Raw genomic sequence first — 24088 nt, forward strand, 5'->3', positions numbered from 1 at the left:
CGGAGATAACGAACATCTCGCGTGAGCAATTGTGACCTACCTTCCTGAGCTGCCGTGTTCCATACTCGGGACGCCGCTCCGACAAACAATCGAAGCCAAAAAACATGTCGGTCGACTCCACGGCTTCTCTGCGCTTTCTTCCGGCTCACTGCTTTTCGAGGTCGATCTGCTCGTACGCGTGTTTCGCGATGCCGGCGCGGATCTGGGCGGGAGTTTTGCCGGCCTTGGTCATGGCGTACGCGTAGAAAGCTTCCTGCGCGCAGGTAGAGCACTCAGTACCATGCAGACCTTCATAACAGCTGCGCAGGCTGGTGTGGCCCAGAGCGCGGTCGCAGCGGCAGTTGCAGGGAAGCTGGTAGAGCACATTGCCAATCTTCGCGGCCTGCTGATAGACGTGTACCTGCCAGGGATAGCGGAAGTTTTCGCCTGTGAGTTTCGCTCCAGACAGCATAGGCGGAAGCGCGGCGACTTTGAGCGGGGCAGAGGGGTGGTACGCCGGGACATCCTCCGCAGGGTTGGACCACTGCGCGTAGCTGACGGCGGTAATGGCGAAGACGGCGAAGCCCAGAACGAAACGGTGATTGGCGAGGATCATTGAGGCGTATTCTCTCCGATGACCATTTTAGACCTGCGAAGAGATAAAACAGAATCCGCGACCGGAGACAAATGCCTCGAATCCAGAGAGAGAATCGCAGTAAGATGGATGGGAAGATTCGCACAAAAAAAGACGGCACGAACGGTTAGCTGTTCGTGCCGGGAGGCCAGTGACGCAAACTACTTCCAGCTTTGGTGCGGTCATGGAGACCGCTCTCCATCACTGGAATATCTACACGATACTATAGATTCACTTCGAAGCAAATACAAAATTTGAAATTTTCCCGCCATGCGGGATACGAAACCTTTTCCTGGTGAGGGCATCTAACGTCAACCGTATCGGTTGAGGCAGAATGGCCCGATTGAGGCGCTGAGCGATGACAAGTAGTTTAAAATCTTCGGTTTCAACAGATGTGAGTCCCGAACCGCAGGCTGACCGACGCGCAGCGGCTCCGCCTGGCTGGTTAAAGGTAGGCGCTGTGGCAGCCGCTTCGGCGGTTCTGGGAGGTCTGGCAGCGGCATGGTTCTACCGCAAGACGCTCTCCCAGCTGCGGGAAGCGGGAGACAAGATTCCGAGCCCCGAATCCGGGATTACAGAGGACGAAGCAGAGGATTTCTGATTCCCGTGCCGTTCTGGGTCGCGGTTCCCTGCCCGGTCGAAAGTTCATTCTCGAGAACTTCGCACAGGACGTGTCCGGCAAGGATGTGGGCTTCCTGGATGCGGGGGGTGTCATTCGACGGGACTTCAAAGAGAAAATCAGCCGCCGTGGCAATCTTGCCGCCGCCCGCCCCCGTGAAGGCCACGGTGACGGCGCCGACCTTGCGCGCCGCTTCTAGGGCAAGGAAGACGTTGCGGCTGTTGCCCGAGGTGGATATGGCGACCACGACATCGCCCTTGCGCGCGAGCGTCTCGACCTGGCGCTGGAAGATGTGCTCGTAGCCGTAGTTGTTGCTCGCGGCGGTAAGGATGGAGGTGTCGGTGGAGAGTGCGATGGACGGGATGCCGGCACGATCCTGGCGGAAGCGGACGACAAGCTGGCCGTTGAGGTGCTGCGCGTCTGCCGCGCTGCCGCCGTTGCCGCACCAGAGGATTTTGCCACCCATGCGGATGGCGAGAACCATTTCGGAGGCGATCTGATCGAGGACGCGCTCCTGATCTTTGAGGGCCTGGATGATCTGGATGTGTTCGGCGAGTGCGGCTTGGAAGATTGCAGCTCGGTCGAGGGTAGCTTCGGGCATCGGCATCAGGTTCCTGAAGAGGATGGGCGATGGTCAGCCCACGCCCCTGGTGGGACGTTTCAGCATATTACTCCAGTGAGTGCTGGTTTGAGGATTGGAAACTGATCCGGGCCGGAAAAGTGAAATCGGCAGCTTCAGACAGGGAAGCCCGCGATTGAGTTTGGCCCAGTTTCGATTGATCCGCGCTAGTGGCTGATCATGAACTGTAGCTGGCCGATGTAGACGCCGTAGGGTCCGAGTTGGATGGCCTTGAGCGAGGTTGTGCTGGGACCGCCGGGTGTCTTCAGCAGTGTGTTAAGAGCGCCATCCGGCAGTCCGGGCCCGACCAGGTTGACGGTCTGCGGTTCGGCCGTAAAGTTTAGAGCGACCACGACCGGGGGAGCGCCGGCTGCTTCGCGCTTCCAGCTCAGCACCTTGGTGTTTTCAGTGTCGAGCATGGTGTCGGATCCCTCGAAAAATGCCCGATTGGTTTTCTTCAGACGAATGAGCTCTTCATACCAGGTGAGGAGCGAAGCCGGGCTGCCCTGCTCCATCTGCACATTGATGGTCGCGGCACTGGGCGGAACCGGCAGCCAGGGCTTGGCCTTGGCATCATCGAACCCAGCGTTTGGACCGGGCGTCCATTGCATGGGTGTGCGCTCGCCGTCGCGACCCTTCTCTTTGGGCCAACCGGTAATGCCGACGGGGTCCTTCACATCTTCTTTCCGCGTGGGAGGCGTGGTCTTCATGCCGATTTCGTCGCCGTAGTAGAAGAGCGAAGCGCCGCGGCTGGCAAACAGGATGGTGGAGATGACGCGCTCGATATCGGTGTCGTGCACGCCGTCGCCATAGCGGGCATCGAGACGCGGATTGTCGTGATTGTCGAAGATAATGAGGGGAACATTGTTGCCGAGATCGTCTTCCGCGTCTTCAAGTCTTGCGCGGAAAGTGACGACATCCAACTTGTTGATGAAGCCGAGCTGCGTATCCATCGGCAACTGGAACTCAGGGTGCTCGAAGGTTCCGTATTGCTTGAGTAGTTCGGCGACATTGGGCAGGTAAGTTTCACCAATAAAGACGCGGCTGCCGGGGTACTTGTCGGTAGAGAACTTGTCGGCTTCCTGCCGCATTTCGGCCATCACCGTGTGTACTTCGGGAAGATTATTGGTGCGCGTGTCGTTCAGTGCTGTATCGCCGTACGCGTTCTTGAACGGCTGGCCATTCTTGTCGTGCAAGACGTCTTCGTCGCGCATCTGGGGATCTTCAAAGAGCGTCGTGATGGCGTCAAAGCGGAATCCAGCCACGCCCTTCTTGAGCCAGAAGGCGAGGATGTCTTTAAAAGCCTGGTGGACCTTGGGGTTGTTCCAGTTGAGATCGGGTTGCTGGATGTAAAACTTGTGGTAGTAGTACTGGCGCGTCTTATCATCCCACTCCCATGCGGAGTGCCCGAAGTCGGATTGCCAGTTGTTGGGGACCTGGCCCTTGTCGGTTGCCGTTTCACCCTGTCCGTCATGCCACATGTACCAGTCGCGATAAGGATTGTCCTTGGACAAGCGCGACTGCAGGAACCACTTGTGCTTGTCGGAGGTGTGGTTCATCACCATATCCATGAGCACGCGAATGTGGCGCTTGCCGGCTTCCGCGACCAGGTGGTCAAAGTCGGCCATGGTCCCGTATTTGGGATCGATGGCTTCGTAGTCGGAAATGTCGTAGCCAAAATCAACCTGAGGCGATGGGTAGCAGGGCGTGAGCCAGATGGCATCGACGCCGAGTTCTTTCAGGTAGTCGAGATGGGCGGTGATGCCCTTCAGGTCACCGATGCCGTCGTTGTTCGAATCAGCGAAGCTGCGGGGATAGATCTCGTAGAACACGGCATTGCGCCACCAGTTTTTCTCTTTGGACACTTCCGGCTGTGAGGATTGAGCCACAGCCTTACTTACAAAAGTGGCAAGCAAAAGAGCTGCGGCTATGATTGCGGTCTTCCTGGTCCAATGCATTGCGGTCTCCTCGTCCCCCGGGGCGGTCCCGCGCTTCGAACGCGAGGGTACGGACCCCGATTTCCGTGCTCTTGAATTGGCAACGGTCTGAACAGGGCAAAACTAACACATGCGATGGGGGTTCGGGGAGTTCAAAGTGGGACAGCGCGGGAAGAGTCAGTTGGCGGTCGGTGGTGCAGCGTGATCGACAACAACGACATCGATCGGATCTCTCGCCGACAAGAGTTTGAGACCGAGCTGCTCCTGGATGAGAGTTAGGAGCGATGGGCCGCTGGGGTCAAGGAGCGCGCTTGCTGCCGACTTCAATGTGATGTCGTAGACGCCGGGAATGCCGGTGTGGTCGATTACAGGAAATTCGATCCCACGAAGCTCAGTCAATTGTTCGGCGAATTCGCCGATAGACACATTCCGGAAGACAAAACTGCCGTCAACGACGCGTGGAAACGATTCTTTGGGGTAAGCAGGAGGAAGCGTGGCTGATTTGTCTTTGGGCAGTTTCGGACCGCCCTTTACAACCACAAGCTCATAGACCGAAGTCTTCTTCTGTTCGCGGTGAAGTTGAAGCTTGAATCGCGTGGCGAGGAGATCCTGAAGCATCAGCCTGAGCGTGTTTTCCGAAACGCGATCGCCCGCCTTTGCAAGGACATCATAGCGTTGGCCCTCCACGATGTCCTGACCCGCGAGCTGATAATGGTCCAACCTGTAGGCCCATTGGATCATTTCACCCAGATCGATATTGCGCATGGTGACGCCGTCGTAGGCGGTCTCTATCTGAGAGCGCGAATTTCCTTCGCCGCTCGACTCCTGATTTGTTGCCGGCCGAATGGAAGCCACTTCGAACGCAACTGGCTGGGCATTGGGAGACTGCGCATACCCACATGATTGGGCCAGCAGAATGCAGGCAATCATCATCGCCTGAACGAACCAAGCGACGGGCCATGGGATCCTTGCGGAGCGTTCCGTCATGGGTTAAATCTTAATTGACGCCAGGTACCGCGAAACAGAAGGAGCCTGCCGCTCGCTACGCAATGTGCTCATCGTTTGAATTGTTCGCGGAACTGTTCGGTGAGGTGATTGACGACAATCGGCCACGCCGTACCGGGCTGGCCGTAGTAGCTCTCGACCCAGACGAGCGTACCGGGATCGTTTCCATTGGCTCCGTAGTGGACGCGAATCGCGGCGAGTTCCCGATCGGATGGACCGTAATAGATGCCGTCCGCTTCGGGTCGCGCGAGAGTGAAGGTCAGGTCTGCGGTGCCGGGTCGGATCGTCTTGCCAAGGCTTCGCACCAGCTTGCTCAGTTGCTCCGAGGAAGGTTGAAGCCGAGGAGTGCGAACCGATACGGTTTTGGCGACGGGAAGGATCTTTTCGAAATTGGCTTTATCGCAGTTATATTGGTTGCCGTCTTTCGTGCATGCGCGAGCGACGACTTGCACCTGGGCGAAGGTGGAACTAGCGGCCATGATCGCGCACAGGTTGAGCATCACCGACCAGCCGACAAAGGATTTCATGAAAACGTTCTCCAGGGGAAAGAATCCCGCAGCCCGCAAGGTCTCAATCGGGCCGCTCCTGATCTAGACGCTTACGAGCGAAGCCAGGTTGCGAGAACAGGCTTTGACCGGATGCGGCGCGTCGATAGCGGAAGGTGCTGTGCGGTCGAGTCGAAGCTATTGCGCTTTGGCCACGACTGCGGCAAACGGCGGCAACACGACGTGGGCGGGCGATATGGATTCGCCGACCCGCGTTGAGCTGTAGAGCGGCCTGAGCGTACTGGAATCGTTCAACTGGACATCTCCGGGGCGGAATGCGAAAACCTTCTCTTTCGAGCTCATATTGAGCAACACGATGATGCTCTCGTCACGGGATCGACGAAGATAGGCGAAGACATCTGAATCGTTGCCGATGCTGATCTGCACGCCATCGCGCAATGCCGGCTCCGATTTACGAAGGGCCAGCAGCTCTTTGTAGGTGTTCAGAATCGAGTTGGGATTCTTGCTTTCGGCTTCGACGTTGTACTTGCTCGCGCTGGGCGGGATCGGCAGCCAGGGCTTGGTTGCGGTGGTAAAGCCGGCCTCCTGCGATGACGTCCACTGCATGGGCGTGCGCTCGCCGTCGCGACCCTTTTCCTTGGGCCAGCCGAGTTTGCCGATGGGGTCGTGCACATCCTCGATGCGCGCGGGATCGGTGGTGCGCATGCCAAGCTCTTCGCCGTAGTACATCTGCGGGGTTCCGCGCGTGGTGAGTTCAAGCACGGCCATCAGCTTGGCAATCTGGTCGTTGTGCACACCGTCGCCGTAGCGATCCCACTGGCGCGGTTGATCGTGATTCGAGAAAAAGTACTCGGGTTGACCGTGGGCGGAGTTGTTTTCAATTTGATTAAAGAGCTCGCGAAAACGCGGCGCGGAGAGTTCGTTAACGTCGGCAATCTGGAAGTCCATCGGAAGCTGCACCTCGTCGCCGTTGCCGTACATTTTGCTCAATGCCTGGACGTTGGGTTCATCGGCTTCCGTGACGAGCACAGGGTCGCCGGGATATTTATCGACGACGCTGCGGACTTCTTTCAACACATCGTGCACCTGTGGCAGATCGTCGGTATATTTGTGCTGGATGTTGCGATCGCCGTATGCGTTGCGGCCGGACAAATAAGGATCGTCGTGCAGGTTGGGGTCTTCATAGAGGCGAGAGACGGCATCGATGCGGAAGCCGGCGACGCCGCGCTTCATCCAGAAATCGAGCACGCCATCCATGGCCTTGTGCACATCGGGATTACGCCAGTTGAGGTCGGGCTGCTGCACATAGAAATAGTGGTAGTAGTACTGGCGCGTCTTCTCATCCCACTGCCAGGCCGAGTGGCCAAACCATGACTGCCAGTTGTTGGGCGGTTGACCTTTATCAGTCGCCGTTTCTCCCTTGCCGTCGCGCCAGACATACCAGTCGCGTTTTGGATTGTCGCGCGAGGAGCGGGACTCGAGGAACCACTTGTTCTGGTCAGAGGTGTGGTTGATCACGTAGTCCATAATGACGCGGATGTCGCGCTTCTTCGCTTCGGCGACCAGGTTGTCGAAGTCGGCCATGGTGCCGTATTCCGGATCGATGGCAGTGTAGTCGGAGATGTCGTAGCCGTAGTCGATGCCGGGAGAGGGATACATCGGCGTAATCCAGATGGCATCAATGCCGAGGTCGTGGAGGTAGTCGAGTCGCGCAGTGATGCCCTTGATGTCGCCGACGCCGTCGCCATTCGAGTCCTGAAAGCTGCGCGGGTAGATCTCGTAGATGACGGCGTGCCGCCACCATTCGGAACCGGTGGGCTGATCTTTTCCAGCCTCGGCCAGTGAGGTTGGTGCGGATGCTTGTGCGGAAGCGGTGGGTGCGAGCGTTCCGATGGAGAGACTAAGAGCGCACCCTGCGATTGCGGCTACAAAAGACTTGGTCCAGTGCATTGCGGGTCCTCGTTGTGTTTCCGCCGCTCATAAACTCGGCCGCGGTGCGAACACGTCAAAGTATCACACGGCGCGGCGGCTGCGAAATCGGTTGCCGGCAACTGCCACTTGTCGCATCAGGCTAAGTCACCGATAGAACCGGCCATGCGCGCAGTTTTCTATTGTCTTTTGGTCAACTTGAGTTGACCAATATAGACGCCGTACGGGCCGAGTGGAATGCTCTTGAGTGCAGCGGGGTCTTTCGCGCCTGGACTCTTCAGTAGCGTCGTCATCGGGCCGTCGTGCAGCCCGGGGGCAACCAGGTTGACGATTTGCGGCTCCGCCGTGAAATTCACCGCGACGATGACGGGCGCTCGGCCGGCGATCTCGCGTTTCCAGCTCAGCACCTTGGTGTTCTCGGTATCGAGCATGACGTTGGCGCCGCTTTCAAGCGCAGGGACAGTCTTCTTGAGTCGAATCAAGCTTCGATACCAGGCAAGCAGCGAGTCGGAATCGCGCTCTTCTGCTGCAACGTTGATTGTTGCCGCGCTCGGCGGAACAGGAAGCCACGGAGTGCCCGCACTAAACCCCGCGTTTTTCTTCGCGTCCCACTGCATGGGCGTGCGCTCACCATCGCGTCCTTTAAATCTGGGCCAGCCGGCAACCCCTGCCATTCGGTCCTTGACATCCTCCACCCGCGTCGGAGGCGTCGTCTTCATCCCGATCTCGTCGCCGTAGTACATCAGTGACGCGCCACCACTGGCGAAGAGGATGGTGGAGATCACGCGCTGAATCTCCACGTCGTGAATGCCGTCGCCAAAGCGGGCATCCAGCCGCGGCCGGTCGTGATTGTCGAAGACAAGCAATGGGACATTGCCATCGATTCCCGTTTCCGCCTCCCTAATCTTCTGCCTGAACGACGCTACGTCAAGCTTGTCGATAAAGCCCACCTGCATATCCATGGGCAACTGAAACTCCGGCTTGGCACGAGTACCGTACCACTTCAGAAGGTCCGAGTTATTGCGCGGAAAAACTTCGCCAATCATCACGCGCGACCCCGGAAAAGCGCTTGAATCAAAGGAGCCGATACGAGCGCGCATCTCCTGTATTACGGTGTGCACAGCAGGCAGATCGGACGTCTTGGTGCGTTCGTGCATCGGATTGCCAAACCTGTCCATGACCGGCTTTCCATTCTTGTCCATGGCCGGCGCTTCATCTGTGAAATTCGGATCCTCGTAGAGCGCGGCAACCGCGTCAAAACGGAATCCGGCAACGCCCTGCTTCAGCCAGTAGCCAAGGATGTCCTTGAACTCCTCATGCACGGCGGGGTTGTACCAGTTCAAGTCGGGTTGATGAGCGGAGTACGCGTGATAGTAGTATTGGCGCGTGGTCTCGTCCCAGGTCCAGGACGAGTGGCCGATGAACCCCCAATTGTTAGGCGGCCCACCGGGATCGGTGGCTGTCTCACCCTTGCCGTCGCGCCACACGTACCAGTCCCGATAGGGATCGGTGCGCGAAGAGCGCGACTGAACAAACCATGCATTCATGTCCGAGGTGTGATTCATCACCATGTCCATGATCACCCGAATGTGGCGCTTGCTTGCCTCGGCCATCAACCGATCGAAGTCGGCCATCGTGCCGTACTCCGGATTGATGTCTCGGTAATCGGAGACGTCGTAGCCAAAATCGAAATTCGGGGATGGATACACCGGGGAGAGCCAGATCGCATCGACACCCAGTTTCTGAAGATAATCGAGACGCTCAGTGACGCCGTTCAGGTCACCGATCCCATCGCCGTTGGTGTCTTGAAAGCTTCGCGGGTAGACCTGATAGATGACGGCGTGACGCCACCATTCGGACCCGGCAGGTTGCGCAGCCTGACGTGAAGATTGCGCGGTGGTTGGATGTGCGTCTTGCGCGGCTGCGGCGTTTGCGATCACTCCGATCGACAAACTCAGCGTACATGTTGCGAGTGCGGCTACAACAGATTTGGTCCAGTGCATTGCGGATCCTCGTTTGACTTCCGCTGCTCGTAATACCGGCAACGGTGCGAACACGTCAAATTATCACATCGGGGCTATCGATCTGCGAGAGGCCTTCGCAGGAGTGCAGGGTCCGCTGGAGATCATCCCGTTCGGTCAACGACCCGCCGACAGGAGCTGCGCATGGCATCCAAATTCGTTGCAGAGGTGCAGAGCTAGCATTTGGGATGGGGGTTCTTGAACACAACCTCAGTCGGCAACCAGTCTGTCAGGCGCTTCGCATTGATTTCAGTTTCGCTGGGATCGGGCTTGATCGATGACCTGGCCAGCGCCACGGTTATCTTTACAGTTCCCTTCATGCAGTATCCCCCGAGCAATTTCGCCAGCTTCTGATCGGCCAACTCCATGTAGTTCTCAGGAAGGATGCCTCCCGTGCCAGGGATATCGATCGGGTCCATGACCAATCTGTCTTTGCTTGGCTGGTCGTTCTTCACTCCTGAAGCGTCGAATCGAACCACAAGGACGGCTCTTTTCTCCAGCGCCTTGGAATTCGCCGTGTAAACGATGGCCGGAAGAGCGATACCCGTCGGATTCGGCTTGACTGCCTTCGTGTCAAATTCGAGATGGTAGGGAGCCTTCCATTTGGGCGGCGCAGCGGGAGCATTGGAAGCCTTATTTCCCTGGTTGCCGCATCCCGCCAAAAACGCGAGTCCTATGATCGCCAGTACGATGCCTTTTCGCATGTCATCCCCTCGTTCTTGTGAGAACGACGAGTCGCATCCATATAAATAATGCGACGGTCACCCGTTTCCCGAGCATACTGTCCCTCAACATTCTCGACCGTGAGCGAAATCACAGTTGAGTCAGAGATATGTACCAATCTCACTCAGGGTGACCCTCGGCCCCGGGCGGCAGCAGCCAGAGGACCGCAACAATTCCGATCAGCGCCAGAGATGCAGCAGGCCGGTAGTACGCAGCGGGAATCGCTGTGAGATACAGCAGAACAGACGCGATCTGCTTGCCCCAGCTTGCGTGTGCAGGCGCCGCACTCTGCGCCCGTATCCGGCTCCACAGGGCCATAAACCCAAGCCCCGGCAAAATGCTGACCGCAGCATAGAGCGCGGTGGTGAACGACGATAGCCCTTTGACGCCGATCCAGTCCGTGGCGAAAGGAAACAGCGAGAGGCTGAAGAGAAACATCAGGTTGGCCCACAAAATACCGTGGCTGACGGTCTCCACTTCATCGACCAGGTAGTGATGGTTCACCCAGTAAATCCCGATCTGCACGAAGGTCAGCAGATAGAGAAAGATAGTGGGCAGCACCGCCCGCAGACCCGCCAGGCCATCCGCCCCAGGCACCTTCAGTTCCAGCACCATAATGGTGATGATGACCGCGATAACGCCGTCGGAAAACGCCTCCAGGCGTGCCGGGCTGAGGCTTCTGCTCACTCTGATTCCTGCCTGGATCCCCCCGCGGCCATCAGCGAGACATCACCGTTGAATTCTGCGCGATCAGCATGGACTCGAGTATTTGATCGGAAACTTCCTTTACCGCCGCGGGCGAATGCGCCAGGAACAGCGTGTTGGTCTTGTCGTTCTCGCCAATCGACTTCAGCGTGTCGAAGTATTGCGTCACCAGAACCAGTTGCATCACATCCTTTGACGTTGCGCCTTCGACGGCTTTCTGGAACTGCTCGATGGAGTTCTGCAGCCCTTCAACAATTGCCTTGCGCTGGTTGGCAATTCCCTGCCCTTGCAACGCCTTGCTTTCGGCTTCTGCTTCGGCCTTTTTGACGACGAGAATCTTGTCGGCTTCGCCGCGCGCCGTTGCGGCTACCTGTTCGCGCTGGGCGGCGTTGATGTCGTTCATGGCCGACTTGACCTTGGCGTCGGGAACGATGTCGGTGACCAGCACGTTGACGATCTCGTAGCCAAAGGCCGCCATGTCGGCATCGAGCTCCTGCTTGACGGCGGCGGCGATGCTGGATTGCGATGCAAATACCTCGTCGAGCGTCATGCCGGGAACGTGCCCGAGAATCACCTGTTCGACATAGGACTTGATCTGTGCGACCGGGTCGGAAAGCTTGTAGAAGGCGTCGTAGACGCGCTCCGGGCGAACGCGATTCTGCACGGAGATGGGAATCGTGACGAAGACGTTGTCTTTCGTCTTGGTCTCCATGGTCAGGGTGATCTGGTTGACGCGAAGACTTACGATGCCGGCGATGGAATCGAAATAAGGCAACTTCCAGTTGAGCCCTGCTTCGGCGACGCGGAGAAATTTGCCGAAACGCGTGAGCACGGCGACCTCAGCGGTTCTGACGGTGAAGAAGCTGCCCAGAATGAGCGAGAGTGCAATGATCGCAACAACCGCCAACAGGATCAGGAGAACCAAGTCCATTGGAGCCTCCGCAACACTGATAAGTGAAATCTGCGGAGAATTATACAGACAGCCAATGAAACCGGATGTAAACCGAGAATGCCATTGACGGGGGTCTGGTTCGTTTCGCCCCTACGGGGCGAAGTATGCAGGTGGGGGGCGCGTTCCCCGGAGTGCGCTACGCTTCATCCGGGGCTACTTTCGCATCCTCCCTCCGGGAGGAACTATGGAAGGACTATGCGGTTATTGCGTGTCGGGGCGCTGGGGATGGGTGCCGCCGGGGTGCCCCGAATTGTAGCCGAACTGCGGCTTTTCGCGGGTGCCGGCAACGTAGATGGGAATCTCGGCTCCGGCTCCGTCCTTTTTGAAGAATCGATCCGCGGGCTTGAGCAGAAATCCTTTCCAGCCCCCCACCATCTGCGAGACCGTCGCCTCCATCTTCGCTGTTCCGGTGAAATCCAGTGTTCCGCCCTCGGTGCGATAGATGCCGTGCATGTGAATGTCGGCTCCGGGTATCGTATACAGGATCGAGGGGAGCGTCAGCACGCCGCCGTCGAGAGTAAAATCGCCTTCGATGTGCGACTTGATCGGATCGGAATCGTTGTCGGATTTCAACTGATCGAGCTTCCCCTGCCCGCGCAAACTCAATTCGCGGATGCGCTTCTGCACCGGCAGACTGGTGAACTCGGCGTCATCCAGCACAAAGTGTCCCTTCAGCGCGATGCGCTGGCCGACAGGTTCCTTTCCGGGCGGAATGTGGATATGCGCCTTGACTTGGATACCGCCATCGAGGATGGGAGTTGGCGAATCGGTAGCAAGGCGCAGGAAATCCTCGATCCTCGCTCGGTCTACATTCACATCCAGTGCGATGTCGTGGCCGATGCTATGCAGCCGCCCGTCGTCGCCGGTTTTCAGCGCGCGCACAATGGGCCCGCTCGCCGTAAAGTGCGATCCGGCCAGAGTTGCATCGACCGGTTCGAGCCAGGTATCGCCATTCGTTCCATCGACGCGCGCATGAAACGTGGTATTGAGCGGCATGGTGTGGCCGGTATGCGTGAGTTGAAAGTCGGGCGTATTTGTCTGCCCGTCCACGATGAGATCCCGCAGCGTTCCCTGGTAGCGGCCGGTGGAATTGAGAATGCCGGCAATGCCCGAGAAGACGGAAAGATCGGCGTGATTAAACGTGTACTCGCCATGGATGGCGCTGCTTCCCGGATCATCGACAATCCAGGGACCGAAGCTGCCATTGGTGTGGATAGCTCCGGGCGGCTTGGGGTTTTCAAGCTGTGCTTCGAAGGCCATGGGAGCGCCCGAGCGCACGTTCTTGAGATGGAAACGGTTAATAACAAATTGAAGTGGCAGCTTGTTCGGTTTGTCCGTCTCGAGAGCGAAGCGCGCGTCGGTACAGTCGACGGCATCGATCACGACGCTGACACCCAGCGAGTTCGACGGAAGCCGCTTCTCGTTGCCGGATTGGAACGCTTTCTGCATGTTTGAACGCGGAGGAAATCGGATGTCGAGACCTTTGAGGCGAATTTGAGTGATGTGGACCGGCCGTCCGGAAACGTAATGCAGGGGCGCATGAAAGTGGAACTCCTCAAGCCGGATGAGCGGCTGAAGCTGCGGGTTGGGTTCGGGAACGTGAACACCCTCCACATCGGCCGGTGGCCAGATGCGCAGGCCTTTCCCTTCGCCCCAGACGCCCCACTCGCCGCGCAGGGTATCGCCCAGCGAAAGATGGAAGCTGTCGAGTTCCACGCGCGCATGAAAACGATCAGAAAGGGCCTGAACGACCTGCTGGCGCACAAAAGGTTCGGCGCGATGTGCCGCGAGGTCGATGAAGATGCCAGCGGCGACAAGGAGCGCGAGAATGCCGCCGCCAATCCAAAATGGCCAGCGGGGCAGCCGTCTAAGCGCGTTCCTGGTCTGCGTAAGCTCCATCTTTGAGGTTGGATGCCTATCGTTCGTCATAAGCGCTCACTTTCTGATTAGACGGCCAATGAACTAGACTTCTTGGCAACGATGGATACGAATATTGAGAACCTGGTGAAGCTGCAAACCGTGGAACTGGAGCGAAGCCGGCTGATGCAAATGGCCAAGGCATTGCCCGCTGAAATTCACCAGGCCGAGTCCGCCCTGGCCGCGATGCAGGCAAAGACGGCGACCGCCGCCGATGCGCTGAATCGGGAAGACTCGCTGCGCACCAAGCTGGAGCGCGAGATTACGGGCCACCAGCAGAAGACGGCGCGCTACAAGGCGCAGCAGGACAGCGTGACCACGCCGGCACAGGCCGCGGCCATCGAACACGAGGTGCAATTTGCCCAGGCCGAGATCGACCGGCTTGAAAATGAGGAATTCGCCAGCCTGGAGCGCTCCGAAGCGCAGGAGACGACGCTCGCGACGGCGAGAGCCCAGGTAGAAGAACTGGCTGGAGCACTGGACAAGACAAAGGAACGCGTGGCGGCCAGGCAGCACGAATTGACCCAGCAGCAGACCGCACTTGGCGCCGAGCGCGAAGCATTGCGCAAGGAGATTGCGCCGGAGCTGCTCACCCGCTTCGACCGGATTGCTGCAAACCGCGGCACGGGAATCGCACGCGTCGACAACCAGCAATGCATGGGCTGCCGCATGGGCGTACGCCCTCAGATGTGGAATCAGCTGCGAGAGGGTGAACTGCTGACCTGCGACAGTTGCGGGCGGCTGCTCTATTGGGATCCGGCCATGGCGCCAGCGCCCAAGACACCCCAACCCGAGCAGGCGGCAACAGAGACAGGGCGTGCGGTCCGCAAGCCGCGGCAGGCCGGGGCGTAGCGTTTCACGCGCCTGCGGAAGATTGCATCGCGCGGCAGTTCATCGCTTCAGCAGTGCAATCGAATTGAGATCGCAAAACCGGAGAACTGAAGTTGAAGCGCGTTTGCGTGGACATGGACGAGGTAATGGCCGATAAGCTGGCCGAGCACCTGCGCCGCTATAACCAGGCATTCGAAGAAGATGTCACAGTCGACGACCTCGCGGGCAAAGGACTGTGGGAGATTACACCGCAGGATCGCCAGAAGGAGTTGCGCGCGTTTCTCGATGCGGAGGACTTCTTTGAAGACCTGGCGCTGATGCCCGACTCGCAGGAGGTTCTGAAGCAGCTTTCGTCGCGCTTCGAGATCTTCATCGCCACGCAGGCAATGGCCGTGCCCAACTCGCTGGGGCCAAAGTATCGCTGGCTCCAGCGGCACTTCCCATTCATTCCGCCGACGCATTATGTCTTCTGCGGCGATAAGAGCATCTTGCGCGCCGATTACCTGCTGGACGATCTACCGAAGAATCTGCTGCGCTTTGAAGGCCAGGGATTGCTCTACACCGCGCCGCACAACCTGACTGCGACAGGCTTTGTGCGAGTGAACAACTGGTAGGAGGTTGCGGGATACTTTGCCGGGATTCCAGGATCAATGTAGGGATTGATCATTGGGCGGAATGATGCTGTTCTGACCCCTTCCACGTAGGGCCAATGAGCGAAATGGTAAGGATCTCTCCGCCTTCAAAGAGGGGGCCGCTTTCTCGCAAGAAAGCAGGCAATTCGCCTTGGAGGATCTCAATGAAAATGTTGGGAGGCTGCTTGCCGATGACAGGAGCGATGATACCGGCTAGTCCGCCAATCTCTATTTTAATTTCGTAGGCCGTCGACTTGCGGGACATGCCGGCAAGGTAAAAGGTTCCTGGCGCCTGCGGCATGATGTTCAGCGTCACCAAACGGGGCTTGGGTGCGGCGACGATCATGGAGACTTTGGTTTCTCCGGCATCGGGGGAGATGTTCTTAATCACCGGGATGACAAGGCCGTTGGAAAGATCGGCCGGCATCTTAATTTTTGTGACTTCGTCCTTGCTGTCTTTTTCCGACGCTCGCATCACGACGATCCCCTTGTCGACGTCGATGGTCATATCGAGCGGATGCGGGAAGTAGGAGCCTTTCTGAACGTGGTGATCGGAGATCAGCCGAAAGACGCCGCGCTGGGTGAAGACGGCGGTTTCGTCGTCAAGCGATCCATCTTTGAAGTGAAAGGTCAGGTGAGAGGTCACACGATCGCCATGCACGATCTCGATCAGGTCGCCAAGGGCGAGGACCCGGCCCTGTTCCGTGCTTAGGGCCAGGAATCCGTGCACAGTTCCCTCAAGATGCCGCACCGGGATCGGCTCGGCCGCAGCAAGGATCGAGAGGGCGAAAGCCAACAAGGCGAGGCTTTGGCGGCATCGAACAAGGAAATTCAGTTTCGTTCTACGTTGCAGATACACTGCCTTTGTAGATGGCCCTGGAGATAAAGCCGTTGCCTTGGAGCGAGATACGATTTAAAGCGCGGTCGGCAGATGGCACTCGCCCGGTCAACTTGTTCAAGGAGAGACGATTGTTGATACTGGTGGGACGGGCTCGTGCGGGCGGCGGGTTGAAACGCTGCTTCAAGTCGCACATTCGGTTCAGTGGCAACATGTCCGCAGCTTTTCAGGAAGGCAAATTTCCATGAGAATTTTCAATGCCATTTTGATGGCGAGCGCATTTTTTCAGCTGATGCTACCTGGTGGTGCACAGACAGCGCCCGCGGCCGCCCCGGCTGCCTCAAGCACCGCCGGAGCAAACACTGCGTTTAGGCCTTCGGCGCCATCTGACATATTGCGGCGCTCGCTCGACGAGGTGCAGCAAACCGTCGGCGCCCTGAAGCTTGATAAGTGGAAGCGCGGAACCGTACGCGACGAGGCGCAAACGAATGTCGACGCAATCCAGCGCGATATGCAGGGAACGCTCCCTTCGCTCTTGAAGGAGGCCGATTCCGCGCCCAGCAGCCTGAGCAAGGTGCTTCCGCTCTCGCGCAATGTGGACGCGCTCTACGACGTGCTGGTGCATCTGGTGGAAGGGTCTCGCGTCTCAGCACCCGGGGACCAGGTGGGGGCGTTGCAGGCGACGCTGGCAGACCTGGAAAAGGCGCGCGTCCGTCTCGGAAACCAGCTGGTGCAGACTGCGGTGGTACAGGAGAAGCAGATTGTGGATTTGCGGACCACCGTGCAGACGCAGGCTGCATCCCTCAAGGCTGCCGCAACGCCTCCGCCGGCACCCAAGTGTCCAGCACCGCCTACCCCTGCAAAGAAGCGGCGGCCTGCGGCGAAGGGCACCGCTACGAAGCCAGCCGCGGGCACACCCGCCAAGCCGCCTGCGAAGCCTCAGCAGTAGCGGTTTGCAGCGAGTTGCGAAGTTGCCCCCGGTGAAACGAGACGCTCGCGCTAATTCTTAACTTCCGGCCGGCTCCCGCACGCCGAGCACGCCGCGGCCCGCAACTGCCCGCTGCACCAGCGTTGCACCGCTTCCAGAACGCAGCAGGGTCACCGGCTGGGTGGCCGGTGGCTGGTGCATGGTCACGATGAGTGCATCCGCCGGCTTCTTGCCCGTACAGACGTAGGAGTGCGGCGTGCTTGAGTCGAAGTAGACAGCGTCGCCGGGTCCAAGCGTGCAGTGATGCTCCCCGTGGTGCAGTTCGAGTTCGCCGTCGAGAATGTAGAGAAACTCGTACCCCGGATGCATGTGCGCGCGTGGCTCCCTGGCCTGCTCGAGTGGTATGAATTCGGCAAAATATGGATCCATGTGCCGATCGGGCACCATGTAGCCGAGGCTCTCAAAAAAATAGGTTGGCTCTTCGACACCGGTCTGTGGCAGGCGCACGCGTTCCTTGCGGCGATGAACCCGAAACATCGACTGCGGTTCAGCCTCAAAAAAATACGAGAGATCTTTTGAAAACACCATCGCGATGCGGGCAAGATTGCGGAGGGTCGGAACCACGCGGCCGGTCTCGAGCTGCGAAAGAAAACTTGCTGACAAGCCTGTGTGCTTACCCAGTTCCACAAGGCCCATCGACTTCTTCAGTCGCAAGCGCTTGATCCGCTCTCCGATATGCTTTTCCGCAATGAACTTTTCAGTGGTTTCGGTATCCACTTGCGACTTCTGTGTTTCTTCGTTGCGAGCCGGTGCTTCAGTCATCAGCCCTCCAGGGAATGCACGGACGCGTTTTGCCCCAATCAAAACCTATTCCCATCCTACCAAACTCGTGTGGTCTGAGCAAACTGGTGAAACTCCTCCACTTACAGAGAAACGCAGATGCTGTAAATATGGATCCCATAATCGCTTCCGGCGAAATCATTTTGAGCGGCGCTCCGGGAATGCTCGGCGCGGCCCTGCATCGGGAGCTCACCGCGAAGGGAATTTCGACCCTTCAGTTACTAAGACGGGTGCCGACCGCCAAAGGACAACTGCAATGGAATCCTGGTGTGGAGTGTCCTCTCGAAAATCCGGCGCTGCTGGAAGGCGCTGCGGCCGCAATTCACCTTTCCGGGGCGAGCGTGGCGGCGCATCGCTGGACGGATGCGTACAAGCACGAGGTAGCCGCCAGTCGGATCGATTCCACGAACCGGTTGGCGAGAGTCCTGGCCTCACTCCATCAACCGCCGAAGGCTTTCCTGGTGGCTTCCGCGATCGGCATCTACGGCGACCGCGGCGATGAGATTCTGGCTGAGACATCAGCACCGGGAAGGGGCTTTCTTGTCGATGTCTGCGAACAATGGGAAGCGGCGGCTGCACCAGCGGTTCAGGCGGGAATCCGCGTCGTGCATCTCCGTTTCGGCGTCGTGCTGGGACCCGGGCGTGGCGCCCTGCAGCAGATGCTGCCACCATTTCGACTCGGCCTCGGCGCGCGCCTCGGCAGCGGGCGGCAGTGGATGAGTTGGGTTGGCCTGGCAGATGTTGTCGCGGCGGTTCAGTTTGCACTGAAACATCCCGACCTGTCCGGCCCGCTGAACGTGACCGCGCCAAATCCGGTAACCAACGCTGAATTTACTAGCGCACTGGGACGGCAATTGCACAGGCCCGCGTTCCTGACCGTGCCGGCATTCGCGATGCGCGCGATGTTTGGACAAATGGCTGACGAAGCTCTCCTGGCAAGTGCCCGAGCCTATCCGGTCAAGTTGCAGGCAGCCGGATTCCAGTTTTCTCTGCCGACGATTAGAGATGCGCTTCGGAGAGCGCTTCGCTCGTGAGGCTTGGACATCCCTGATAGACAAAACGCGGAGACGGAACATCCGGATCCGCAGATTGCGAAGGCTTAGCGACGTCCCTGGATCACACGCTGACTGACGTTTCCGCTCTTGTTGCCGGCCTTCTTCGCAGCGCGGCGCAGGGCGATTTCGTGCATTTCCTTGCCAATCTTGGACCGGTTGATAGCCACCTGCATGATCACATTGATGATGTTTCCGGTGATCCAGTAGAGCGCCAGTCCCGAAGCGAAATGCCACAGGGTGAAGCCCATGATGGCGGGCATCATGATGGCCATCATGCGGCGCTGCGCAGGATCCATGCCGGGAGACGGAGTAATGAACTGCACGAAGAACATGGTGCCGATGATCAGGATCGGCAGAAGGTGCAGCGGGTCGGGCATGGAGAGATCGGTGAGCCAGAACCAGTGCGCCTGCCGCAACTCGACGGCGTTCAGCAGCACGCGATAGTAAGCGAAGAAGAGCGGCATCTGCAGCAGCATCGGAAGGCAGCCGCCGTACATGTTCACGCCTTCTTCCTTCATGATGGCCATCTGCTCGGCCTGCATGTCCGCGCGTTTGGGATCGTTGATCTTCAGGTTTGCGTACTTCTTCTTGATCCCGTCGAGCCTGGGCTGGATGCGCATCATCTTCAGCGACGACTTCATCGTCCAGATGCGTGTGGGCAGCAGCACCAGGTTGAAGATGACGGTGACAATGATGATGGCCCAGCCCCAGTTATACTTTCCCGGGCCCATCATGTTGTGCAGGGCGCGCAACGCAAGATACAGAGGCTTGGCGATAATGCCCCACCAGCCGTACTGGATCAGCGATGCAAGCGACTCGCCGGTCGGCTTGCCGTCTGCTCCGATAGCATGGATTGAGTTGAGGATGCTGGTCTCTTTCGGACCGGCATAGAGGCGTAGCTGTGTATCGCCGCTCTGGTCGCCTACGGCAAGTCCAATGACGTCCGCGGGCTTTTTGGCGCTGTTGGGATCGCTCAAGTCACCAGGCAGATCGATGGTGTGGTGGATCGTGACCACGGTCGCGCGCGATGGCGCTTCCGGCATAAACGCCGCGGCGAAGTAGAGATCCATGACGCTTGCGTATTCGAAGGATTGATCGAGAGTGGCGTCGCCGCTCACTTTCTTGGCTGCCATGGTGTCCTGCTTGCCATCGACCGACCAGGCGAGCTGCGATTGCGTGGGCACAAGAAACGTGGTGCGCTTGCCGTTGGCGGCAAGAAATTCTTCCATATCGCCAAGCCCGGCGGGCCAGGCCACCAAAGCGCGTACCGGAATGCCGTCTCGCTTCACGTCGACATGAACACTTACGACATAGCTGGTATCGAAGCTGAAGCTCTTGACTACATCGAGACCTCCCGCAGCGTAGTGGAAGCTGACGGTGTTCGGCGCCAGAAGCTGGCCCGTCGCCGACGCCTGGTAGAGGGCCGTGTTGAGCTGCGCGGTCAGGCCGCTGTCATAGGTAAAGAGCGAGAGCGGCAGCCCGAAGCGGCTCGCGGCCTGCTGCTGCACCATGTCGAGCGGCTTGCCGCTGGAGTCGGTAAAGCCTTTGAGGATCCAATGCTCCACCTGCGCGCCCTTATTGGTGAAGGTAATCTGGAATTTCTCATTCTCGATGGTGGTCGTTGTCTCTGAAGACGCGGTTACCGTGGCCACGGGTCCAGCAATGCTCGTTGAAGAAGTTCCGCCGCCTTGAGTTGGCGCTGCGGTCGGCGGTTGCACAGCTTGTTGTTGTGACTGCTGCTGCGCCTGCTGGTTCTGCGTCTGGCTTGCCGGAGCATTTGCCGCCGGCTTCTGGAAATACTGATAGACCATCAGGCCCGCAAGGGCCAGAAACGTAAAAAGGATGAGGCTGCGGAAATCGCCCCCGCCGGGGCCGCTGCCGCCGGAACCCTGCGACTCGAGATTGGGATTACGAATTTCTGGCAAAGGTAACTTCCTGTCTCCATGGAGTGGCACACCAAAGGGGAGCCGCTCCTTCTATGGTAATGGTTCGTGCGGCAGATGCGTTGCGTGTCTTGCGGGCGGCACTGTATCGAGGCCCCCGCGGCTGAACGGATGGCAGCGCAGAAGCCGCCAGATCGCAAGTCCTGTGCCGCGGAGAGCACCGTGCGTTGCAATCGCGATGGATGCGTATTCCGAACAGGTGGGCACAAAACGGCATCCGCCCCCTGAACCAAGCGAGTGCAGCGCCGGCGAAAGCCAGCGACGGTAGAACGCGAGCATGGTGAGAAGAACGCGCGTCATCGAACGGGCTTTGCCTTGCCGGAACGCGGAGGTTGACTCGAGTTTGCGCGGGCCTGCTCGGCATTTGCCTGCTGGAGAATACGCACAATCTCGGTGTCAAGTTTCGTGAATTCGAGTGCCAGCACGGTCCGGTGCGGATGAAGGATCAGGTCGCAGCCAACCGGCAACTGACCGACATGCCGCCGCAGCACTTCGCGCAGCCGCCGCTTGATGCGATTGCGCTCGTGCGCTGGACCGAGAACCTTGCCCACGGTGAGTCCCACGCGCGGGACCGACGCCTCGGCTTGCGGCGCCAGGAACCAGCTCATCGAAGCGGATCGGTGCTTGCGGCCTTCGGCGTACACACGCTGATAGTCCGCGTGCTTGCGCAGACGCGACCCCGCCAGAGACGCGCGCCCCTTGAGCGCAGCAGCCGCGACGCGCGCCGCCGGCGCAACGGAATGCTGCTCAGGCTGGGTGGAAATGCTCATCGCAAACTGAAAGGATCTCGGCCAGAAGATGATAGGCTCTGGGAACCTGCTCCAGCCGAAACAAAACGGCGGGAACGACTTAGTCGCGGAAGCCGGCGCTGACTGAGACGCGCTTGCGGCCTGCGGCACGGCGACGGCTCAGCACGGCTGCTCCCGCCTTGGTCTTCATGCGTGAGCGAAAGCCGTGCGTCTTCGAGCGGTGACGCCGGTTGGGTTGAAATGTGCGCTTGGGCATAAAAATGCGCTCCTGTTTCCTGTCTGAAATCGTAGCCTGAACGGCAAGTATTAAGTATATCGAAGGTTGGGCTCGGAAGCCAGCGGGCGACTCCGCACTGGTAATCAGGGCCGGTCATCAGACCACCCGAGGCAACCACGTCGTGAGGGCGTCGTGCAGAAGGACTCGGGCGAAGCTTGCCCGTGCGAATCCGCGAAAACGCGTCGCGCGCGTCCTGCATCCAATCCCGATTGATCTCGATGAAAGCAATAACTGAGTAGAATTTTGCGATCGAAGCGCAGGAATTTTGATCGCGCGTGATCTGTTTCACCTTGTGTGGTGCAACCGCAGGCTTGTTCCCAAAAGTTATGTGAAAGAGGCATTGCAACACACCCCAAATGTGCTACCATCGGGACCGTTCAAGAAAGTTTCCGAGCGTCCCACGGAGTGAAGTTCGACTCGTGCCTCGCAGTATTTTTCCGAGGCAGACCAACGGCCATCAGGCATGTTCTCAATACGCGAATGTGGGTGGGGAGTGCCTCATTCACTGCGTGAGCCATTGTCTCAACCGTGCGGGTGAAAATCACACGGCAATAGACAGGTGGCGCCGGCAAGGATTCGCTCGATGGCATTCGCAATTTCGCCGGCTTCGGCTCTCAATCCCTGGCTGCAGATTCTCGCGGCCCTGGAAAAAAAGGTTATCCGCCAGTCGTTTGAGACATGGCTGAAACCCACACGCTTCAGCCACGCCAGTGGCCGCATACTCTACGTCCGCGTTCCTTCCAAAGAGTTCCAGCACATTGGTGACAAGTATGGCGACCTGATCCAGGAAGCCATCGACCTGCAGTCGCTGGAGTTCGACGACGTGGAATTCGTCACCATGGAGGAGGATCCGTCGATGCCTCCGCAGCGCAGAGATGGCGGCTTCGGGCCGTTGCCGGCGCATGCACCCACCGCGCCCTCATCGCGCACACCGGAGCAGACACGCTTCGACTGGTCCACGGCGGCCCAGCTCAATCCTCGCTACACTTTCGACGCCTTCGTGATCGGCAACGGCAACCAGTTTGCCCGCGCCGGTGCGCTGGCCGTCGCGGAACGTCCTTCGCGCGCGTACAACCCGCTCTTCCTGTACGGCGGCGTGGGCATGGGCAAGACCCACCTGATGCACGCCATAGGCCACGAAGTAAAACGCCGCCAGCCCTCGGCAAGCATCTGCTACGTTTCCGCGGAAAAATTTACGAATGAGATGATCACCTCGCTGCGCAACGACCGCATGACCTCCTTCCGCGATCGCTTCCGCACCGTCGACGTTCTCCTCATCGACGACATCCAGTTCATCGCGCAGAAAGAGCGGACGCAGGAAGAATTCTTCCATACGTTCAACGCGTTGCACGATGGCCAGAAGCAGATCGTGATCGCTTCAGACCGTCCCCCCAAGGAACTGGCCGAAATCGAAGACCGCCTCCGCTCGCGCTTTGAGTGGGGCTTGATCGCCGACATTCAGCCGCCCGATCTCGAAACCAAAGTTGCCATCCTGCAGAAGAAGGCCGAGAACGAGCAGGTGCAGTTGCCGACGGACGTAGCGCTCTTCATCGCTTCGAACGTCCGCACCAACGTGCGCGAACTCGAAGGCGCGATGACCCGGCTGGTCGCCTGGTGCAACCTGAACCGCACCGAAATCACGCTCGCAACCACGCAGCAATGCCTGAAGCAGTTCATCGACATGCAGGTCCGCAAAATCACCATCGAATCGATCCAGCGCGCCGTCGCCGAGCAGTTCGGCATGAAGGTCAGCGACCTGAAGCAGAAGAACAACTCCCGCAACGTCGTCGTGCCGCGCCAGATCGCCATGTATCTCGCCAAGCAGATGACCGAAGCCAGCCTGCCCGAAATCGGCCGCCAGTTCGGCAACAAACACCACACCACGGTCATGCACTCCATCGGCAAGATCGATGAACTCCGCCGCACCGACAAGGACCTGCATCGCACCCTGAACAAGCTGCAGGAGCAGTTGAACGGGTAGTAGCAGGGACGAAGAGATCCAGCACATAGGACTGGGCACATAGGCACATAGGGACTAGGGACTAGGGACATAGGGACTAGGGACTAGGGGCATAGGGACAAAGAGGCCGCGCGGTGCGCGGCCTCTTTGCTGCCAAAACGCCTTCGCTCCGAGTGCCTCCCAGACACATCGTTGCCAAACGTCCAGCTTCAGATTTGGTCGGAGCCTCAGCTTCGCTTAGTTCCAGCCGAAGAACCATCGCAAAAAGCACTGTCATCCCGACCGGAGTGGAGGGATCTGCAGCTGCTTTTCAAACCTCTCGACTCTACGATTGCTCAGCTTCCAGTTTCTATTAACTGAATGGTTATTACTGGCATGGTCCGCCGCCTAAGCCCTCCCGGAGGGTGTAGAGGTAAGCAAAGGAGGTGTTCCATGGAGATTCGTACGATCGGTATTGATTTAGGGAAGACAGTGTTTCACTTTGTAGCC

24 protein-coding genes are annotated in these 24088 nt (G+C 58.7%); 7 read left to right on the plus strand and 17 right to left on the minus strand.

The genetic code is table 11. The annotated features are described in order from the left end of the window. Nucleotides 1-145: 145 nt before the first annotated feature. Nucleotides 146-595, minus strand: coding sequence for a CYCXC family (seleno)protein (locus tag WCA10_RS03385; protein WP_472821080.1), 450 nt, complete (start codon nt 593-595; stop codon nt 146-148). A 376-nt stretch (nt 596-971) separates the two neighbouring features. Between WCA10_RS03385 and WCA10_RS03390 the strand changes: the two genes are divergently transcribed. Beyond that, nucleotides 972-1214 carry a hypothetical protein gene (locus WCA10_RS03390; RefSeq protein WP_472821081.1) on the plus strand — a complete coding sequence of 81 codons (243 nt, stop codon included), beginning with the start codon at nt 972-974 and terminating at the stop codon, nt 1212-1214. Here the strand turns inward: WCA10_RS03390 and WCA10_RS03395 are convergent. From WCA10_RS03395 to WCA10_RS03440, 10 genes are all read right to left on the minus strand, one after another. Further along, entirely contained in the window at nt 1186-1833 is a 648-nt protein-coding gene (locus WCA10_RS03395) for a D-sedoheptulose 7-phosphate isomerase (protein ID WP_472821082.1), read from the minus strand. The genes WCA10_RS03390 and WCA10_RS03395 overlap by 29 nt on opposite strands. 185 nt (nt 1834-2018) lie before the next feature. Next, nucleotides 2019-3809, minus strand: coding sequence for an alpha-glucosidase (locus tag WCA10_RS03400; RefSeq protein ID WP_472821083.1), 1791 nt, complete (start codon nt 3807-3809; stop codon nt 2019-2021). A gap of 156 nt (nt 3810-3965) precedes the next feature. Next, on the minus strand, nt 3966-4775 hold the full coding sequence (locus WCA10_RS03405; RefSeq protein WP_472821084.1) for a TIGR03435 family protein: 810 nt from the start codon (nt 4773-4775) through the stop codon (nt 3966-3968). Nucleotides 4776-4843: 68 nt separating this feature from the next. After that, on the minus strand, nt 4844-5320 hold the full coding sequence (locus tag WCA10_RS03410; RefSeq protein WP_472821085.1) for a hypothetical protein: 477 nt from the start codon (nt 5318-5320) through the stop codon (nt 4844-4846). A gap of 156 nt (nt 5321-5476) precedes the next feature. Beyond that, nucleotides 5477-7249: an alpha-glucosidase gene (locus WCA10_RS03415; RefSeq protein ID WP_472821086.1), complete on the minus strand. Its 1773-nt coding sequence runs from the start codon at nt 7247-7249 to the stop codon at nt 5477-5479. 158 nt (nt 7250-7407) lie between these two features. After that, nucleotides 7408-9231, minus strand: coding sequence for an alpha-glucosidase (locus WCA10_RS03420; RefSeq protein ID WP_472821087.1), 1824 nt, complete (start codon nt 9229-9231; stop codon nt 7408-7410). A 194-nt stretch (nt 9232-9425) separates the two neighbouring features. Continuing rightward, nucleotides 9426-9953 carry a hypothetical protein gene (locus WCA10_RS03425; protein WP_472821088.1) on the minus strand — a complete coding sequence of 176 codons (528 nt, stop codon included), beginning with the start codon at nt 9951-9953 and terminating at the stop codon, nt 9426-9428. Nucleotides 9954-10092: 139 nt separating this feature from the next. After that, nucleotides 10093-10659 carry a TMEM175 family protein gene (locus WCA10_RS03430; RefSeq protein WP_472821089.1) on the minus strand — a complete coding sequence of 189 codons (567 nt, stop codon included), beginning with the start codon at nt 10657-10659 and terminating at the stop codon, nt 10093-10095. Between the two features lie 31 nt (nt 10660-10690). Beyond that, nucleotides 10691-11608, minus strand: a complete 918-nt coding sequence (locus WCA10_RS03435; protein ID WP_472821090.1) for an SPFH domain-containing protein — start codon at nt 11606-11608, stop codon at nt 10691-10693. Between the two features lie 222 nt (nt 11609-11830). Then, nucleotides 11831-13558 (minus strand): AsmA family protein, encoded by a 1728-nt coding sequence (locus WCA10_RS03440; protein WP_472821091.1) that lies wholly within the window; start codon nt 13556-13558, stop codon nt 11831-11833. Between the two features lie 51 nt (nt 13559-13609). Here WCA10_RS03440 and WCA10_RS03445 point away from each other — a divergent pair, with 51 nt between their 5' ends. Both WCA10_RS03445 and WCA10_RS03450 read left to right on the plus strand, forming a co-directional pair. Then, nucleotides 13610-14398 carry a zinc ribbon domain-containing protein gene (locus WCA10_RS03445; protein ID WP_472821103.1) on the plus strand — a complete coding sequence of 263 codons (789 nt, stop codon included), beginning with the start codon at nt 13610-13612 and terminating at the stop codon, nt 14396-14398. A 92-nt stretch (nt 14399-14490) separates the two neighbouring features. Next, nucleotides 14491-14991 (plus strand): 5' nucleotidase, NT5C type, encoded by a 501-nt coding sequence (locus tag WCA10_RS03450; RefSeq protein ID WP_472821092.1) that lies wholly within the window; start codon nt 14491-14493, stop codon nt 14989-14991. A gap of 49 nt (nt 14992-15040) precedes the next feature. On the opposite strand, the gene WCA10_RS03455 is transcribed toward WCA10_RS03450, so the two are convergent. Beyond that, entirely contained in the window at nt 15041-15517 is a 477-nt protein-coding gene (locus tag WCA10_RS03455; protein ID WP_472821093.1) for a hypothetical protein, read from the minus strand. 9 nt (nt 15518-15526) lie between these two features. Here WCA10_RS03455 and WCA10_RS03460 point away from each other — a divergent pair, with 9 nt between their 5' ends. Next, the gene (locus WCA10_RS03460) at nt 15527-15721 is read left to right on the plus strand and encodes a hypothetical protein (protein ID WP_472821094.1); all 195 of its coding nucleotides are present in this window, start codon (nt 15527-15529) and stop codon (nt 15719-15721) included. 370 nt (nt 15722-16091) lie between these two features. Continuing rightward, nucleotides 16092-16796: a hypothetical protein gene (locus tag WCA10_RS03465; RefSeq protein ID WP_472821095.1), complete on the plus strand. Its 705-nt coding sequence runs from the start codon at nt 16092-16094 to the stop codon at nt 16794-16796. Between the two features lie 57 nt (nt 16797-16853). On the opposite strand, the gene WCA10_RS03470 is transcribed toward WCA10_RS03465, so the two are convergent. Then, entirely contained in the window at nt 16854-17597 is a 744-nt protein-coding gene (locus WCA10_RS03470; protein ID WP_472821096.1) for a helix-turn-helix domain-containing protein, read from the minus strand. 128 nt (nt 17598-17725) lie between these two features. On the opposite strand from WCA10_RS03470, the gene WCA10_RS03475 reads away from it, so the two are divergent. Then, nucleotides 17726-18649, plus strand: coding sequence for a TIGR01777 family oxidoreductase (locus WCA10_RS03475; RefSeq protein WP_472821097.1), 924 nt, complete (start codon nt 17726-17728; stop codon nt 18647-18649). 65 nt (nt 18650-18714) lie between these two features. On the opposite strand, the gene yidC is transcribed toward WCA10_RS03475, so the two are convergent. The 4 genes from yidC to rpmH all read right to left on the minus strand — a co-directional run bounded on the left by yidC (nt 18715) and on the right by rpmH (nt 21618). Continuing rightward, on the minus strand, nt 18715-20595 hold the full coding sequence (gene yidC / locus WCA10_RS03480; protein ID WP_472821098.1) for a membrane protein insertase YidC: 1881 nt from the start codon (nt 20593-20595) through the stop codon (nt 18715-18717). A gap of 51 nt (nt 20596-20646) precedes the next feature. Continuing rightward, nucleotides 20647-20913: a membrane protein insertion efficiency factor YidD gene (yidD, locus tag WCA10_RS03485; RefSeq protein ID WP_472821099.1), complete on the minus strand. Its 267-nt coding sequence runs from the start codon at nt 20911-20913 to the stop codon at nt 20647-20649. After that, nucleotides 20910-21383 carry a ribonuclease P protein component gene (gene rnpA / locus WCA10_RS03490; protein ID WP_472821100.1) on the minus strand — a complete coding sequence of 158 codons (474 nt, stop codon included), beginning with the start codon at nt 21381-21383 and terminating at the stop codon, nt 20910-20912. Before rnpA ends, yidD begins: the two co-directional genes overlap by 4 nt. A gap of 79 nt (nt 21384-21462) precedes the next feature. Then, nucleotides 21463-21618, minus strand: a complete 156-nt coding sequence (gene rpmH, locus WCA10_RS03495) for a 50S ribosomal protein L34 (protein ID WP_472821101.1) — start codon at nt 21616-21618, stop codon at nt 21463-21465. Between the two features lie 604 nt (nt 21619-22222). Here rpmH and dnaA point away from each other — a divergent pair. Then, nucleotides 22223-23620 (plus strand): chromosomal replication initiator protein DnaA, encoded by a 1398-nt coding sequence (gene dnaA, locus WCA10_RS03500; RefSeq protein WP_472821102.1) that lies wholly within the window; start codon nt 22223-22225, stop codon nt 23618-23620. Nucleotides 23621-24088: the final 468 nt, after the last annotated feature.

The organism is Occallatibacter sp. (genome assembly GCF_049582745.1).
Taxonomy (GTDB): Bacteria; Acidobacteriota; Terriglobia; order Terriglobales; family Acidobacteriaceae; genus Telmatobacter.

Excerpts from the sequence above, each read along its gene's own strand:
- rnpA (WP_472821100.1), bottom strand. The coding sequence starts at position 21,383 with ATGAGCATTTCCACCCAGCCTGAGCAGCATTCCGTTGCGCCGGCGGCG.
- WCA10_RS03435 (WP_472821090.1), bottom strand. The coding sequence starts at position 11,608 with ATGGACTTGGTTCTCCTGATCCTGTTGGCGGTTGTTGCGATCATTGCA.
- WCA10_RS03460 (WP_472821094.1), top strand. The coding sequence starts at position 15,527 with ATGCGGGAAGTAGGAGCCTTTCTGAACGTGGTGATCGGAGATCAGCCG.
- WCA10_RS03455 (WP_472821093.1), bottom strand. The coding sequence starts at position 15,517 with ATGACCATCGACGTCGACAAGGGGATCGTCGTGATGCGAGCGTCGGAA.
- WCA10_RS03400 (WP_472821083.1), bottom strand. The coding sequence starts at position 3,809 with ATGCATTGGACCAGGAAGACCGCAATCATAGCCGCAGCTCTTTTGCTT.
- WCA10_RS03405 (WP_472821084.1), bottom strand. The coding sequence starts at position 4,775 with ATGACGGAACGCTCCGCAAGGATCCCATGGCCCGTCGCTTGGTTCGTT.
- WCA10_RS03420 (WP_472821087.1), bottom strand. The coding sequence starts at position 9,231 with ATGCACTGGACCAAATCTGTTGTAGCCGCACTCGCAACATGTACGCTG.
- WCA10_RS03425 (WP_472821088.1), bottom strand. The coding sequence starts at position 9,953 with ATGCGAAAAGGCATCGTACTGGCGATCATAGGACTCGCGTTTTTGGCG.
- WCA10_RS03390 (WP_472821081.1), top strand. The coding sequence starts at position 972 with ATGACAAGTAGTTTAAAATCTTCGGTTTCAACAGATGTGAGTCCCGAA.
- rpmH (WP_472821101.1), bottom strand. The coding sequence starts at position 21,618 with ATGCCCAAGCGCACATTTCAACCCAACCGGCGTCACCGCTCGAAGACG.
- WCA10_RS03445 (WP_472821103.1), top strand. The coding sequence starts at position 13,610 with ATGGATACGAATATTGAGAACCTGGTGAAGCTGCAAACCGTGGAACTG.
- WCA10_RS03385 (WP_472821080.1), bottom strand. The coding sequence starts at position 595 with ATGATCCTCGCCAATCACCGTTTCGTTCTGGGCTTCGCCGTCTTCGCC.
- WCA10_RS03440 (WP_472821091.1), bottom strand. The coding sequence starts at position 13,558 with ATGACGAACGATAGGCATCCAACCTCAAAGATGGAGCTTACGCAGACC.
- WCA10_RS03470 (WP_472821096.1), bottom strand. The coding sequence starts at position 17,597 with ATGACTGAAGCACCGGCTCGCAACGAAGAAACACAGAAGTCGCAAGTG.
- WCA10_RS03475 (WP_472821097.1), top strand. The coding sequence starts at position 17,726 with ATGGATCCCATAATCGCTTCCGGCGAAATCATTTTGAGCGGCGCTCCG.
- WCA10_RS03410 (WP_472821085.1), bottom strand. The coding sequence starts at position 5,320 with ATGAAATCCTTTGTCGGCTGGTCGGTGATGCTCAACCTGTGCGCGATC.
- WCA10_RS03465 (WP_472821095.1), top strand. The coding sequence starts at position 16,092 with ATGAGAATTTTCAATGCCATTTTGATGGCGAGCGCATTTTTTCAGCTG.
- dnaA (WP_472821102.1), top strand. The coding sequence starts at position 22,223 with ATGGCATTCGCAATTTCGCCGGCTTCGGCTCTCAATCCCTGGCTGCAG.
- yidD (WP_472821099.1), bottom strand. The coding sequence starts at position 20,913 with ATGACGCGCGTTCTTCTCACCATGCTCGCGTTCTACCGTCGCTGGCTT.
- WCA10_RS03395 (WP_472821082.1), bottom strand. The coding sequence starts at position 1,833 with ATGCCCGAAGCTACCCTCGACCGAGCTGCAATCTTCCAAGCCGCACTC.
- WCA10_RS03415 (WP_472821086.1), bottom strand. The coding sequence starts at position 7,249 with ATGCACTGGACCAAGTCTTTTGTAGCCGCAATCGCAGGGTGCGCTCTT.